The sequence below is a fragment of the Pseudomonas fulva genome (genome assembly GCF_023517795.1).
Classification (GTDB): Bacteria; Pseudomonadota; Gammaproteobacteria; order Pseudomonadales; family Pseudomonadaceae; genus Aquipseudomonas; species Aquipseudomonas fulva_D.
Genome location: NZ_CP082928.1, coordinates 3,301,545 through 3,315,346 on the forward strand (window position 1 = coordinate 3,301,545; position 13,802 = coordinate 3,315,346).

Consider the following 13,802-nt stretch of genomic DNA (forward strand, 5'->3'; position numbering starts at 1 on the left):
GTTTGCGCTCCACTAACCCGCCCAGAGCTGGTAAGAGGTGTTTTGATGGCACGGCGTACAAAGAAAGAGGCCCTAGCTACTCGTGAAAATATCATGAATGCCGCAGAGTATTGCTTCAGCACCTATGGTGTATCGGGTACCGATATGGCGTCCGTTGCATTCCATGCCAATTGCTCACGAGGGGCTATCTACTGGCATTTTATTGATCGAGAGGACTTGTTTTGCGCTATCTTGGATCGCGCTCAGCCATTTCTCTCACCACGTCTTTGTGAGTTGCTTTCGGTTTCAAAGGAGCATGTTCTAGATTCATTGTGGGCGTGCCTCGATCAATACTTGCGCGATATAGAGACAGACGAACATTTGCGATGCGCATTAAGTATAGTTATATACCGATGCGATTATTCGGACGAATTGGCAACGCACTTACCCTGCTGGCTTAATGAACAGCAATTACTGCTTGCTTTGATATGCAAAATTTTTGAGCGTGCCCATCTTCATGGCGAGTTGTCTGAGGGTGTATGTGTCAAGCAGTCTTCGGCGCTCTTGTGTTTCACGTTGATGGGGGCTATTGATTTCTTTATCTTGCGACAGAAAGGTCGACTTCAAATGGAAGGTTCTGCGGTTTTGCGTTCTTTTTTTGAAAGCCTGAGATCAGTCAAAAATAAGTATATGATTGATGTATAGATGGCAGTTTGGTGGCGGTGGAATTCGCCTGAAATAGGTGCCCAGAACTTACTAAGGCTGGTGCGCGCAAATGAAGTCTATGAGCATTCTCAATGAGCGATCTCCGAAGTAGTACAAAAGCGGCCCAGATGAATCCTACCAATTTTTAGTTGGATGCGTGGCCAGTTTGCCACTTGATATTAGTGCGGGGCCGAATTGGTCGTCGCAGTGATAGTTTCGTAGGTGGGAATTGAACTGTGCCAAAAGTGCTGCGCGACTGCCTTCGCAGCTTTAAGAACGCTGTCACCTAGTCGTTCTGCTTCCCCCGATCTGTTAGACCTCCTCCTATGCATTAAGCGTAGGCCGTGGATGTCATTCGGAGCAGGGGGCTGCTAACCTTTAGTGGCCTGTACGTCTGGAGTACAGGCCGTTTACTAAAAGAACAGCCGCTTAAAGCAATCGAGTTGGCTATCGAGACTCATCTGTAGAGCCGCCGCCAGCATGGACGTTTGCTTTAGTGACATCTCGGGTAAAATCTTCGAACGGAATGTCGGTGATGCCAACCAGGCCAACGTGAGAGTTCTCACCATCTACGAGCCTGCCTGTAACTGGCTGATCGGCATATTGGAACCAATGTGTCCCAACAATCACGTTCTTGCTAGAGGCTGAGTTAACGAATCGTGCGTAAGCCTTGCCTCGCTCACTTTCGTTCTCTACAGCGACCACTCCACCGCCAAATGGCCCGCGATCAGATGACCCAAGGTGCCACTCAGTGAGCATCACAGGTTTGTCCCAGCGTTGAAATGCAGCAACGTCAAAGCCATGCTCTGGAAGTACTGAGTAGGTGTTGATGCTTGTCACGTCGGTGTATTTGGCGCTCATTTCCTCCACCTCTGGTGTGCGGACTGCCAGACGACCGCCAAGGAACATGTGGTTAGGGTCAGCTGCCTTTATAGCCTCCCCAACAGTACGGAAATACTGGGCGGCAATCATTTTCAGAAACTCGGAATAGTCCGTTGCGATCGAGGGATGTGCTTCAGTTGGTTCGGGCGCAGCGAAGCCCTGACTGGAAACCTCTTGCCAGTCCTTAATGGTGATACCCCATGCATCTCCCAGCGAAGACGCATCGCCATATTCTTTCCTCAAGTGACCCAGGAAGGCTTGCTTGGCAGGACTGTCTTCTCCCTGGCGCAAAGTCCCCATAGGAATTGCCCAGCGGCCACTGGGGCCTTGACCGGCCCAGGCCAGTTCATTATCAGCGAAGTAACCCAGCAACCATGGATCATCACGCTTACCTTTTGTAGCGATTGATACTGCGTCTCTCGTGGCCTTGAGAAAAAGCGGATCAAATGGGTCTGGCATGCGGCCCCAATAGTCGTATCCGGTACTGATGCTGTTGTAATTACCGTAGATCGAAATAGGAACCGTGTATGAAATCCGCTTCTCATTTATAAGTGCGGGGTCGCTCCAGTTGCCCAGTGTATTGAAGTGCCAGGCTTTAAGGCGTTCAATGGTGCGCTTGCGCCATGCTTGTTCGTAATTGTTACCTAGAGTTCTGGCGATATTCTGTGAGTATACATCCCACCACTGCCCATGATTCAGAGTGTTGTCGCGCTGTGAACCGTTATCACTGCGGCTATCACCATGGCCAGTAAATTTTTTATTACTAAAATCCAAGTCTGTGAACATGAATTCACGACCTTGTGTGTAAGTTCTTCCGTCCGTTAAATTTACTGCGTTCACCCCTAGGGAGAAGAACGCATACCCATCCGGTGTTACCAGATGCCACCGCCCATCTTGCTTCTGTGTTCTGAAGAATCCTGTCGCTTTCATGCGAGGGAGGTCAGTTCGGCCTCCATACTGATCAAGGCCTTGGGTTGTGTTGGTTTTTGGTTTTGCGTTTGCACGTTCTTTAAGTTCGTGATCATTGCTGATTTTTTCCGGCCAATGAGCGCGAGTGTACTGCCCGTATTTGTCCACGATCCCGGTGTAGGCGGCGCGTAAGTCCGCATCGTTATCGGTGATTTCAAGCTGGCCTAGCAGCAGTGTCTGATCTGCGCCGGGCTGAGGCATGGAAAGCTTTACAGATCCTACTTTGCTGGTGTTGATAGCGCCGCTAGTCATTGTTGCCAGAACGACTGTCGCTTTACCATTATTAAACGGCATTGGGGGAGCTGCTTGCATGCCCATTGCTCTAGGGGACGTGCCAGCTAATGGGATTGACACGGTGAGAGGAGGGCCGGATGGAACTCCAATTGTGGTATTAAGATGCTGTTCACCTGACGCAATCTCAATCTGAAGGGTAACAGGCCAAGGCATTACATTCTGAACGCGCAACCGCAGGCTACCGTCTTCTGGCCATTTCCATGGAGTATCTTTAGGCTTTACGATTACTGAAGGAGAAGCGTTCGGATGAAAAATGGCAGCTACCATGTTGCTTCCGTCCGAAAGCTTTTGTCGGCTCTCGCTCAGAGTTACGCTCTGGGTATCTAGGCTGAATGACTCATTGACGTTTGCAAGATTTAATTCTTCTGCACTTGCATTAGAGATACTCAGCAAAACGGCAGCGACCAGCCCCATGGCTCTCTGGGCTCTCGCCGGTTTAGAGGCTAAGTCTGTATACGCAATCTTGCTCGGAGCGTATGTTTTTAAAAATCTCATGAATACCTCGGAACAGCTTAGTGTGTTCTGCCTGGGGGCGGAAATGGAAATAATAGGCAAGACACTAGTCGTCGCCTTTGGTTTAAATGTGCTGCTTCAGTGCTCTCCGGGCGCCGAGTCCAAGCTCCAAGCAGGCATGCCTAGCGTTGTGCTCTGGCATTTGCTAGCGGTATCGGCCGGACTTCTTAAGGTTAAATTGCCACAGAGAGATCTGGACGGGTTACATCCTGTATCCAGGATTTTTTCCGCATAATACCAGATTGGCGGAGTAATGCGAATGATGGTTTCGCTATGGTTTGAGCGGATGAGGGGGGGAGGAGCGTGCCTAGATTCTATTGACAGCGGGCTCTGGTCATTACGTGAATTTTCGCCTACAGGTGATCGGCACCTGAGAATCTGAAGGGCCTCTACCTGGATGGTGTACTGAAATCGATGGTGATGAATTGATTCGAACCCGGTGGATGGTTGAAACTTCAGAGGCTATTGTTGGTGAAGTCTCACCAGAGCGTTTGAGCATGTCGCTGCGAGTTACCGGCTGTTATTCCGCGCTGCGTTGAGCAAGAGTCGTATGGCAGACTGGGCTTAGAGCGGGCGTCCAGTTTTCGTTATCGTCGAATTAGACGGTTTTCATGCATGAGGACTTTCTCGAGCTTGAAATTTGTACGGTCATGGTAGATGTCTTGGTGTATATTTTCTGGTGTTGTGCTGATTGCATTTGGGGCGAGTATGGCGAGACCAAAGCAGCAAGATACAAGTGCTTTGTCTGCAAAAGATATAATTATCGAGGCTGCTCTGGCGCTGATTCTCGAAGACGGTGTCGCGGGAGCAACCGCTAGACGAATAGCTGCAAAGGCGGGACTATCACCGGGCACTATCACGTACCACTTCAAAAGCATAGATGAAATACTTTATGCGGCCTTTTTCAAGACAACTAACAAAGTAGCCGATTTTTACTATGAAAGGCTTAGTCAGGCCAAGGGGCAAGATGAAGCGAGAGAAGTCGTTGTAGATCTTATCTGCGGGGATTTTCTGATGTCTTCGGGGCAGATGGTTCTTATTCTTGAGCTGTATGCGTTCATATCTCGCCGTCCTGAGTATCAGGCGCTCATGCATGGTTGGATGAAGCGAAGCCGAGAAGCGCTAAAAATACACTTTAGCGAAGAAGCTGCTAGAGGTGTTGACGCCTTGATTGAGGGTATCGTGCTTCACAATTTTCTGAATAACCGCTCGATCAGCCGAGAGGAGACCTTAAGGCTGGTAACTGCAATAACAAAATAGGGAGGGTGCGCAAGTTCTACATCTCTCCCTAGATTGATTATTTATTCTCTAGGCTGTCTGTGGCTCTCGCTTGGCATCATTTTGCAATGAAGAAGCGATGATGAATGCAATCGCCACAAGTAAAAGTACTGGAAGCATTGCTATTCTGAGGCCGAATGTCTCACCGATGAATCCTAAAAGCGGTGGGCCTACGAGAAAAGCGAGATAACCCGCAGTGGCGGCTAGTTTTACACGCTGGTCGCTATTATTGCCGCTTTCACCAGCGGCTGAGATGGCAAGAGGAAATCCAAGCGATGCGCCCAGGCCCCACATCGCTACGGCAACTGCGGCGACCCATTGAATGTCGCAGAAGACAACGAGAGCTAAGCTCAGTGCGCCCACCATCGCACTAATCCGAAGAGTAGATACTCGACCAATCCGTTCCACCAAATAGCTACCACCGAAGCGCCCGACAGTCATACCAACCGTAAAGACTACATATATGAGCGTTCCGGTCGTTTCGGCAAATCCATGTCCGTCAATCATAAGTAGAGGCAGCCAATCGTTAGCAGCGCCTTCTGCTAGGGCCATTGCCAGTACGATAAAGCAGATGAGCAACAGGCCTTTATCCTTTAGGAGATATAGAATTCCACCTGTAGTAGGGCTTTGGCTTGATTCTGTCCCACTTTTTTTCTCGCTCTCTCTGGTGGCGTGACCGATAAAAACTGCTGATACGGCAGCAGATACTAGAGCAATAAAAGCCAGATGAGCGCCGAGGGATACCTCGGCTTTTGTCATGCCCAGGCCCACGATTGATCCTATTAGCGTGCCAAGACTAAAGCAGCCATGCATCGTGGTCATGATGGGCTTCTGGATCGTTCTCTCAACTGCTGCCCCTTCGATATTCGCAGCAATTTCTGCCAAGCCTAAGCCAGCTCCGAATATTAGGAGGCCTGAGAATGCAAAAAGGCTGTTGTTGAAAACAAGGCTGGAAGCCATCACGCAAAGCCCAACTGACAGAGCAAGCAGTCCAATCAAAATCACGCGATTCGCACCTAAACGAGTCACTAGGCGGCCTGAAGAAATTACGCCGGCCATGGCTCCTAGGGAAAACCCAAAAAGGATCATCCCCATCTGCTCGGTAGAGGCCTCGAGACCGTCACGTAACGCTGGAGTGCGTGTCACCCAGGTCGCGAGTGTGAGGCCTGGGATCAGGAAGAGGGCGTAGAGTGCTAATCGCGCTTTCTTGGTGACGTTCGTTGCCATGGTGACCTTTTGCAGTGGTTCTGCGCTGTCGTACGTTTGTACGACTTTATCGTACCTTTGTACGATTTGTCGATGGCTGTTCGGTCAGCCGCGACTTCCCTTGGGTTGGTTGGGATCCAGCATAGGCCTGGCATGCCCACGAAGAGGAGGGGAACCACACTGAGGCCGGTACTGCCTGCGCTCCATGTTGGGGAGATCAATTTTATCGCCAGGCTTGCAAGGCTCTCCGTAGGCTTTCGACCTGCATGAGGAAAAAATCAGCTGGTCGATCAACTGCTGTGCTTGATTGATGGCTTGTACGTGGTTGAGCGTGAGGCCTGCGACATGAACAATGAAGGCCGTTGGCGAAGACACCCGAAAATGGCGGTACCGATCAGCAGTGCTGTGAACGACAGTCAGAAATCTTAACGGCGGTGTAGCAGTGGAAACGACTCAGACGAAAGATGTTGGTCGTGGTGAGCGAGAGCATTCACCTGATCTCGACGAACAAGTGGCGCACCATGATGTACCTCTTTGCTCTAGCCAGCTGATCTCTGCTGTTGAGGCTGTGCGGGGCCCTGGTGCGGCTCTTGCGCTACTGGTTGAGCACCTTCAGCTGCGTGCAACCGCGCAGCTTGTGTTTTCTAGCTATAGCGACTGCTTCTTTTTGAAGCTAGACGCAGTCGACCGCTATCAGAATCGACGTGTTGGTCTGCTGGAGGCGATATCAGTCATGCCATTCATTGCGGCCGAAATCTTCAAGCACGAAATCTCGAGCTGGACGCCGACAGATATCGACCTAGTTGAAGACGCACACGGTATTAGAGCGCTTGTCGAGCTCGGGCTGCTTTCCCCTACACCTTGAGGTGATGCTGCGCTACCACTGTGGTTTAGAGCCTTATACCTGTCGGGAAGTCATTCTTTGCTGGTGACTAACCTGCGATATGCCAACGTCAGAACTGCTATCAGTGGTTCATGAGCTTGCATCGATGCATCCCTTGAGAGACAAGCTGCATAACGAGCTCCATGCTCGACCTTCCGTTTACTTTTCAGAGCCTGCACATGTCTATCACCAGGCCTTTTTCGGTAATGTGCAGAAGCGCCGAGAGCTCCTAGCCTGTTTTCTCCGGGGCGGGCAGGGCGAAGGCCAGTCTCACGGGATTTCCGATTTTGATGGCGGTTTCCTGAAGTGGGAGCAGCACTCGGAGTTCTTAACCCTCACTCTGGTAGTCCCCGCACGTGAGGGGGATCGAGCTTGGGAACCAGCACCTGAGCGGTTTCTTGCGCTTGTTGAACCGTTCCGATTGATGATTCTCAACTCTGTCCATATCGAGGTCGGTCAACGATACCGAAGCGTGCCCTGACTCGTTCGAGTTCAATGATCCCTGCGGTTCACAAGTCGGGGATGGTGATGCCGTTGTCTGGAGTGATTTCAAGCTAAGGTCGAACGGCGACAATCGTTTTCTGTTCGTCAACAAAGGACTCAATGACTATCGCCTGGGACGCATGGTGAGAAGGCTTCTCGAGATCGAAACCTATCGCATGATGGCTTCACTCTCTCTTGAAGACGCTCGCGAACTCGCCTCTGATCTGGATGCATATGATCAGGCGTTGCTGACGCTTTCCAACCGGAATGCGGGGAGCGGCGTTGATGCCAGGGCCTTGCTTGATGATATTGCTCTGCTTTCAAAGCAGGTAGTTGCAGCAGCTGTTAGGCATCGGCATCGATTCAGCGCGACCCAAGCTTACTCGAAGCTTGTTTTTGAGCGCTTGCAGGAGCTGCGGGAAACGCATGCACCTGGATACCAGCGTCTAGGTATCTTCATTGAGCGCAGGTTTAACCCCACGATTCGGTTTTGTGCTGCTACGGAGCAGCGCCTGGATCAGCTCGCTATGAGCGTTGCTAATTTCGGAGACCTGCTACAGGCACGTGTTCAGGTCGACATGGAGGATCAGAATGCGTTGATCCTGAAAAGCCTGAATGCCAGGGCAGATGCTCAAGTCAAGATTCAGCGCGCCGTAGAGGGCCTTTCGGTCATTGCTATCAGCTACTACCTTTTTAGCCTGTGCAAGCTGTTCTACAGCGCTGTGGTCACGCTTGGTGCGCCGATCTCTGCTCGAGAGGCGATGGCCTATATGGGGCCTTTGTTGTTCGGTATTTTGGCAATCATCTTGGTTCGTATAAAAAAGGCGAAAGAGCACTGAGATTCCTCTTCAAGATTCCAGCGATACTGAGCCATAAAACTCTGCAGCGTTTGAGGAGTTTGGGATCAAAATTTAGCGCTTACGAATGTTCAAGTCGGATAGGCTTTGCATGAGATGAAACTATGAATCGCAAAGTACCCACTACAGCGAAATGCCAAGATCCTGGCGATGGTAGCGGTGATGTCATAATTGACCTTCCGCCGGAGATGCTTGCGGCTATGGGCGTTGGCATCGGAGATTTATTAGGTGTTGAGCTAGTTGATGATTTGATAGTTCTCAAAAAAGTGCGCGATGCCGAAAGGAAGTCATGAGAGTTGGCCAGATGTGCGCGTTTTCAAGGTGGATGTTGGTTCGTCGCCTAAGGAGATTCCGCCTAAGAGGGATTTTGAGGGGGGTGGGATCAAAATTAAGTGCGTCAGGTTGCTAGTCCCCGACGTAATGAGTCGACTCGCCCCCGTGGCCCTAGAGGCAGCTGGCAGCGGCCTAAATTGTAGGCATGAAATGCAGGCGCGGTTGGTGTCCAGTACGGAAGCATAGTTGCAGTCCGCCCCTGGGTGTCCGGGAGCGCGTTCTTCAAGGCAGTAATCCCCCCATCAGTCAACGTTATCGCATTACCAAAAACTGCCTCGTAACGTAAAGGTATTCAGGTACCTCTGCCGTGCGCAGTGGTTCTCGGTAGGCGTTCAGAACGGTTCGGACTCGTCGTCCTCTACAGCGTTATAGATCCTGCCTCTCAGATCAGTCGCAAATGCGCGAATGGTGAGGATGGCTTGCTGCACTTGCGCAAGATCGAGCTGTATAGGTAGGTCATCGATTGTTCTCCCGTTACGGTGCACGATGTCATGTCGTGTGGAGCAGATCGGACTGATTTTGTTCAAATCGAGCTCTGACATGTGTTTCCCGAACGCTGCGCCCATCACCGTTTTAATGGTCGAGGGGTTGTGGAAGGAGAGGGTGGATAGCGTATTCAGCACGATACTTTCCATACCCTTCGGCTGGTCAATGATCTCCTTGAGCGTGAATTTCTTCTTGCTCAAGTCGTCGTAGTCTTTCGCTATGTTGAGCATGAAGGTCGGGTGGCTCACTACCAGTGAACGGATGACCGAGCTGATGAGTGATTCGAGCAGGGTCACGGAGTGGGCATAGACGAGCTTGTAGAGCGTCTGGGCCTTGTCGGTATCCAGCGGCTGATTCAGGAGGTCTGAGGCCGTTGCCAGCTCCTGCAAAAACTCGTTGAAAAACGTGTTATGTGAGTGCCGCTCCAACCATCGATATTCAGCCTCTTCTTCGAATGCATCGCGCATCGACGAGTACTCGGCGGCCATCCTTTCCCACGTTTCGAAATCTTCGTCCGGGTCAATCTCAATGCCGTAGGTCTTCTTGATCCAGGCCAGGCATAGCTCCTGTTCGCGTTCGAAAAAATGCTCTTTTATTGAGCTCATCGATCAATTCATCCTGCTCACGTCACGATGGTGTTTTTGGTTGGCGAAGGCGGAAATTAGGTGGCAGTCTGAGCGACTATGCCATCTATTGCAGCCTGCGATTCTCTGACGCGGGCGCTTGCAGTTCCATAAGGCATATGATCGGCAACGGATGGCTGTATTCATCCACAACCCGCTGTAACTGTTGCAGCGTGGTGTCACTTGTTCGTTCACTGCTGTTGAACACGCTTCGATAGACAACCTCGAAATTTGAGGTCGGCATCGAAAACCGGCCATTGGGTAGCAGAGTCATTTCTTCCGATACCGCCAAAACCGCTAAGTAGTGCTTATCGCCAACATTCAGCTCAAGTGGCACCAGGCACACAGCTGCGAAGGGCTCTGTTTTGCCGTCCACCGTGAAGCTGACACTGCCCACTACCTGTTTCTTGAGGAACGCTCCGAATCCCCGAATGTCGTGGGAGCCCTGAAGCAGCTCTTCAACGCTCACCTCCAGATGCCCTCGGTCTCTAAACATCATTTTCAGTTCAAGGAGGGCCTCCGCTACTTCTAGGATGCCCGGATAGTCAGGCAATCCTACCCCGCCATTCACCTTGAACGAAGCTTTGCGCCCATTGAAGTCCATGTCCACGGACAGCCCTTCTGGCTGTGTCAGCAGCCGGATGGCCTGTAGAAAGCTGCACAGGTCTTCGAGTTTCACGGGCGCTTGCGGATCCAGCGAAGAGACAAATTTTGCTTCTGTTCCATCCGAGTTGATGTACCAGTCGAACAATCCGCAGTCGATCCGAATTTGAAGCATGTGCGAGGGAAGGACTGAATGCAGCGCGCTGACATGGAAAGTAGCGTCAATTTCGACGCTGTCGCCGGTGCGAATGTTGCGCAACGTCAGCATGCCAATAGTAGACGGGGCAGACGGCTCTATGACCAGTGTGGCTACCGACGCATGTCTTCGGCTTTTAGGGTCTTCAACGCCGAAGCGCTGGGCAATGATCTGTATGTCCTGAAGTTCAACAGGCCCCCATTTTCCGAGGGTCGCATTGATCATTGCCTGGAGATTCTCCTCACCCACCAGATTGAAGCGCATCAGGTGGCTACCGTTCTCAAAACCGACGGACTTCAGGAAACGCTGTTTCCTATCCGTGTACTCAGCTTGCGAGTTGCCAATCGCGTTCAAGAGTTCAGTCTTCAATCTAACTGAGCCATCGAGCGTTAGCTCTTGACCTAGGCTGAAATCGATAGTCATTTTGTGCTTGTTCAGCTGGTTTTGCTCGCCCGCTACCAGATGTATATTGGCTCGCTCTAGGATTCGTTGGATCAACGCCTCGTCCACATGGATGAGGAAGGCTCTGGAGGGTAGCTGGCCTCGCGAATAGTCCATCAGCAAGTAGAAAGCGGGGAGTGAGCTCGTGGCCATTTTGCGCAGATTGGACAGGGTGACGTTCACTTTAAGTGACTTGGAGCGGGTCGACTTCACCTGCACAGTTCCCGTCATCACAGGTTCGTGCAGCGTCTGCTGAGTCAGTGACGCTGTATCCTGATCAACCTCGATCAGAACGTCCCATCCATTGCGGTCGGCATGTGATTGATTGGCGGTAATGCCATCCGCTGCGCAGAGCGCCATAAAAAAATGCTCCCCGCCTCTCCCAATATCAGCCATGGCCTTTCCTTGTGTGGTTTGTGGCTCGCCAAGCGAACCTGAGCATGCAGCTAGAATGCCATGGTCAAAGCTGGCTGTGATGGGAGGGTTTCCCAAGCGCTTGTTGCGGTCAACCGGGGGGCGAGCAGGATTGGCTTTATCGGAACTGCTGACCTTACTTTTAAGTCCCCCTGGATTACACAGCAGGGGTGTTTTGCACCTACTGCTGCGCGCTCATCATTCTGAGATGTTCCGCTTCGAGGGCGGTTTTTATATCGACGGGCCATATGCTGGATCTCGACTGCAAGCCGTTACCTGCCGGGTGGAAGCAGGCATGCTCGTGATGATCGATTGTGACGCGGTTATCACGAAGGTCAGTTAGAATAGTGCTCCATCAACAGAGCGCAGCCTTGGGTGGTTGCTGCTTCTGGTCAATGGAGCGCTTCATGCCTATACGCCGTACGATTGCTACTGTGGCAACTCGCCAATTCCTGAAAAGCCTGAGTCGAGATACACGGCTGCCAGTGGATATTCAGCAAACTGCTCAACAGCTGTTGGAGCAGTTTCCTACTGGGCAAGACGTGCTGACTCTTGCCAGGCGAGAAAGCTACCTGCAGGAGACGGTAGGTTTCAGTCAGGTCTTTTTTTCACTGGGCGAGGGTGAGTCAGCGGAGCAACTTCAAGCTCTCATCAACGCTGATGCGTCAGAGGTTTAAGCTCAGGCTCTCCTTCCAGTACCTCATCAGGCATACCTGCCAAGTCGCTTTTTAACCACCGGATGGTTCTAGACACATGGTGCACGATCATGAGTACAGCTTGCTCGGAGGGGTTAACCGAGCAGTGATTGGTCGCTACATTACGCTGCTGGCAAGCGGCGTCTCTGCGGGATTGGTATTCGTTGTGCTGACGCTTGTGGATCTGGCGAAGCATTTCGGCCTGCCAGCCAATCTCCCCCCGACAGTGATGTCCCTTATAGGAGCAGGTGTCGTATTCACCATCCTGTACGCGGTATTCAGCCGAGCAGTGTGGAAATTGCCTTGGGCAGTCAAGTTACTCAAGGTGCCCGACCTTTCGGGGGAATGGGAATGTACGGGCACTACGCTGGACGACCAAGGCAATGTCCGCTTCACCTGGCACGCCGTCGTAAGCATTACTCAGACCTGGGACAAGATCCGCGTTCGCCTCAAGACTGCTCAGTCGTCTTCTCAAAGCATTACTGCAGCGTTGGCCTATGACGAATCGGACGGTTACACGCTGCTGTACAACTACAGAAATGACCCGAGACCTGGTGAACCCGAACTCAGGGGGCATCAAGGCAGCGCAAATCTGCTGTTTTCAAAATCACTGGATACTGCCTCTGGCGACTATTTCAATGGCTATGGGCGGCCTACTTACGGGCAGATGGAGCTGAGGAAGAAGTATGAGCAACGGAGTTAACGACAGAATCAGCCGGCTGCGCTCTCGGCGCTCAGGACTAGATCGATCGTCTGTGGTTGCCCAGGACGCTAAAGAGTTCATCGTCAATCACAGTCGTACCCAGGAGGTGTGGGAACGTCGTGCTCGTGATAAGCCCTACACAACCTTTGCATTGGGGGCGATGCAGGAGGTAGACCCGACCTACACGCGTATCAGCCTGGAAACAGCAGATCGCGTCCGCAATCAGTTGGAAAAGCGGTTGAGTGCAAATGTCGAGTTTGAGCTGCAGGGCTCTGTTCCTCTCAATGTCCACATTCGCGGGGTCAGCGATGTCGATTTACTCGTGCTGGATACCAGCTTCTTCACCTACGATCCTGGCGGAGCTGTAGCTGCAGCCGGCCTTTACACTCCGGCTTCTGGGCGAAGTTCGGTTAGCGTACTGAGCTCGTTGCGTTCGGATACGGAGAGGGCGCTGCGCGCGGCATTTCCAGCTGCCACGGTGGATACGAAGGGCGCCAAGGCCGTGAAAGTTTACGGTGCTTCACTTGCCCGCCCTGTCGACGTTGTGCCGGCGCATTGGTATGACACGACAGCCTATCAAGCGTCACGGCAGAAGCACGATCGAGCGGTCACGATTCTCGACGCCAAGAAGATGTCCACGCTCGACAATTGGCCGTTCTTGCACATCAAGAAAATCACCGAGCGTTGCAACACTACGCACGGTGGGCTGAGAAAGTCGATCCGGCTGTGCAAGAACATCAAGGCCGAACTGGAAGCGGAAGGACGCAAGGTGAGTCTTTCCAGCTTCGACCTCGCCTCGATCATGTATCACGCCAACCTGGGTAATCTGGCCGTTGGTGCCGTGTTCGAACTGGCAATCTTAGCTGAGACACAGCGCTACTTGGATTACCTCTATATTCACAACGAGGAGGCCAGACGGCTGCGTGTACCAGATGGCTCAAGAGCCATTTTTGACGATGAAAGTAAGTTCGATGGGCTACTGGCTGTTTCCCATGCCATGGACGAGCTGGTACGTGAGGTTGGAAGGGAGCAAAGCTTTGCGCTCAGCCTCCAGGCTAAGCCGAGCCTTGAGGCTAGTCGTAATGTCGTGATGCGTCTGGCCATCTAACCGGGAGCGGGGGGACTGTGGCTCCGTTCACCTTTCGTTATGAACTACGAGAGGAGGCAGCCAGGCCGTTGCAGACTTCGTTTTTGGCCAGTTTGGGGACAGAAAGACCTTTCGAAAGGCAGTGGTAGCCGCTAAATGAGGCAATGTGCCA

The 13,802-nt window shown here is 52.0% G+C and carries 11 protein-coding genes and 1 pseudogene; 8 read left to right on the plus strand and 4 right to left on the minus strand.

Translation table 11 applies throughout. From position 1 onward, the window contains the following. The first annotated feature begins 45 nt into the window (after window positions 1-45). Window positions 46-684: a TetR family transcriptional regulator gene (locus K8U54_RS15050; protein WP_249906575.1), complete on the plus strand. Its 639-nt coding sequence runs from the start codon at window positions 46-48 to the stop codon at window positions 682-684. A 447-nt stretch (window positions 685-1,131) separates the two neighbouring features. On the opposite strand, the gene K8U54_RS15055 is transcribed toward K8U54_RS15050, so the two are convergent. Further along, window positions 1,132-3,243, minus strand: a complete 2,112-nt coding sequence (locus K8U54_RS15055; RefSeq protein ID WP_249906576.1) for a beta-galactosidase — start codon at window positions 3,241-3,243, stop codon at window positions 1,132-1,134. Window positions 3,244-3,999: 756 nt separating this feature from the next. On the opposite strand from K8U54_RS15055, the gene K8U54_RS15060 reads away from it, so the two are divergent. Beyond that, the gene (locus K8U54_RS15060; RefSeq protein ID WP_249906577.1) at window positions 4,000-4,602 is read left to right on the plus strand and encodes a TetR/AcrR family transcriptional regulator; all 603 of its coding nucleotides are present in this window, start codon (window positions 4,000-4,002) and stop codon (window positions 4,600-4,602) included. A 48-nt stretch (window positions 4,603-4,650) separates the two neighbouring features. Here the strand turns inward: K8U54_RS15060 and K8U54_RS15065 are convergent, their stop codons facing one another. Then, a complete protein-coding gene (locus tag K8U54_RS15065) occupies window positions 4,651-5,847 on the minus strand; it encodes an MFS transporter (RefSeq protein WP_249906578.1) in 1,197 nt (398 codons plus the stop codon). Between the two features lie 421 nt (window positions 5,848-6,268). On the opposite strand from K8U54_RS15065, the gene K8U54_RS15070 reads away from it, so the two are divergent. From K8U54_RS15070 to K8U54_RS15080, 3 genes and pseudogenes are all read left to right on the plus strand, one after another. Next, the gene (locus K8U54_RS15070; protein ID WP_249906579.1) at window positions 6,269-6,691 is read left to right on the plus strand and encodes a hypothetical protein; all 423 of its coding nucleotides are present in this window, start codon (window positions 6,269-6,271) and stop codon (window positions 6,689-6,691) included. Between the two features lie 124 nt (window positions 6,692-6,815). Then, window positions 6,816-8,031, plus strand: a pseudogene (locus tag K8U54_RS15075) (DUF3422 domain-containing protein). A gap of 122 nt (window positions 8,032-8,153) precedes the next feature. Further along, entirely contained in the window at window positions 8,154-8,342 is a 189-nt protein-coding gene (locus K8U54_RS15080) for an AbrB/MazE/SpoVT family DNA-binding domain-containing protein (protein WP_249906580.1), read from the plus strand. Window positions 8,343-8,714: 372 nt separating this feature from the next. Here K8U54_RS15080 and K8U54_RS15085 read toward each other — a convergent pair whose 3' ends face one another. Beyond that, window positions 8,715-9,473, minus strand: coding sequence for a hypothetical protein (locus K8U54_RS15085; RefSeq protein ID WP_249906581.1), 759 nt, complete (start codon window positions 9,471-9,473; stop codon window positions 8,715-8,717). Between the two features lie 85 nt (window positions 9,474-9,558). Then, entirely contained in the window at window positions 9,559-11,127 is a 1,569-nt protein-coding gene (locus tag K8U54_RS15090; RefSeq protein ID WP_249906582.1) for a hypothetical protein, read from the minus strand. Between the two features lie 425 nt (window positions 11,128-11,552). Here K8U54_RS15090 and K8U54_RS15095 point away from each other — a divergent pair, with 425 nt between their 5' ends. From K8U54_RS15095 to K8U54_RS15105, 3 genes are all read left to right on the plus strand, one after another. Beyond that, on the plus strand, window positions 11,553-11,822 hold the full coding sequence (locus K8U54_RS15095) for a BPSL0761 family protein (protein WP_249906583.1): 270 nt from the start codon (window positions 11,553-11,555) through the stop codon (window positions 11,820-11,822). Window positions 11,823-11,898: 76 nt separating this feature from the next. Continuing rightward, the gene (locus K8U54_RS15100; protein ID WP_249906584.1) at window positions 11,899-12,543 is read left to right on the plus strand and encodes a Cap15 family CBASS effector; all 645 of its coding nucleotides are present in this window, start codon (window positions 11,899-11,901) and stop codon (window positions 12,541-12,543) included. Continuing rightward, window positions 12,527-13,651 carry a hypothetical protein gene (locus K8U54_RS15105; RefSeq protein ID WP_249906585.1) on the plus strand — a complete coding sequence of 375 codons (1,125 nt, stop codon included), beginning with the start codon at window positions 12,527-12,529 and terminating at the stop codon, window positions 13,649-13,651. Before K8U54_RS15100 ends, K8U54_RS15105 begins: the two co-directional genes overlap by 17 nt. Window positions 13,652-13,802: the final 151 nt, after the last annotated feature.

Bases quoted from the DNA above. Each gene is read 5' to 3' on its own strand.
- K8U54_RS15050 (WP_249906575.1), top strand. From the start codon at position 46: ATGGCACGGCGTACAAAGAAAGAGGCCCTAGCTACTCGTGAAAATATC.
- K8U54_RS15055 (WP_249906576.1), bottom strand. From the start codon at position 3,243: ATGGGGCTGGTCGCTGCCGTTTTGCTGAGTATCTCTAATGCAAGTGCA.
- K8U54_RS15060 (WP_249906577.1), top strand. From the start codon at position 4,000: ATGTCTTGGTGTATATTTTCTGGTGTTGTGCTGATTGCATTTGGGGCG.
- K8U54_RS15065 (WP_249906578.1), bottom strand. From the start codon at position 5,847: ATGGCAACGAACGTCACCAAGAAAGCGCGATTAGCACTCTACGCCCTC.
- K8U54_RS15080 (WP_249906580.1), top strand. From the start codon at position 8,154: ATGAATCGCAAAGTACCCACTACAGCGAAATGCCAAGATCCTGGCGAT.
- K8U54_RS15085 (WP_249906581.1), bottom strand. From the start codon at position 9,473: ATGAGCTCAATAAAAGAGCATTTTTTCGAACGCGAACAGGAGCTATGC.
- K8U54_RS15090 (WP_249906582.1), bottom strand. From the start codon at position 11,127: ATGGCTGATATTGGGAGAGGCGGGGAGCATTTTTTTATGGCGCTCTGC.
- K8U54_RS15095 (WP_249906583.1), top strand. From the start codon at position 11,553: ATGCCTATACGCCGTACGATTGCTACTGTGGCAACTCGCCAATTCCTG.
- K8U54_RS15100 (WP_249906584.1), top strand. From the start codon at position 11,899: ATGGTGCACGATCATGAGTACAGCTTGCTCGGAGGGGTTAACCGAGCA.
- K8U54_RS15105 (WP_249906585.1), top strand. From the start codon at position 12,527: ATGAGCAACGGAGTTAACGACAGAATCAGCCGGCTGCGCTCTCGGCGC.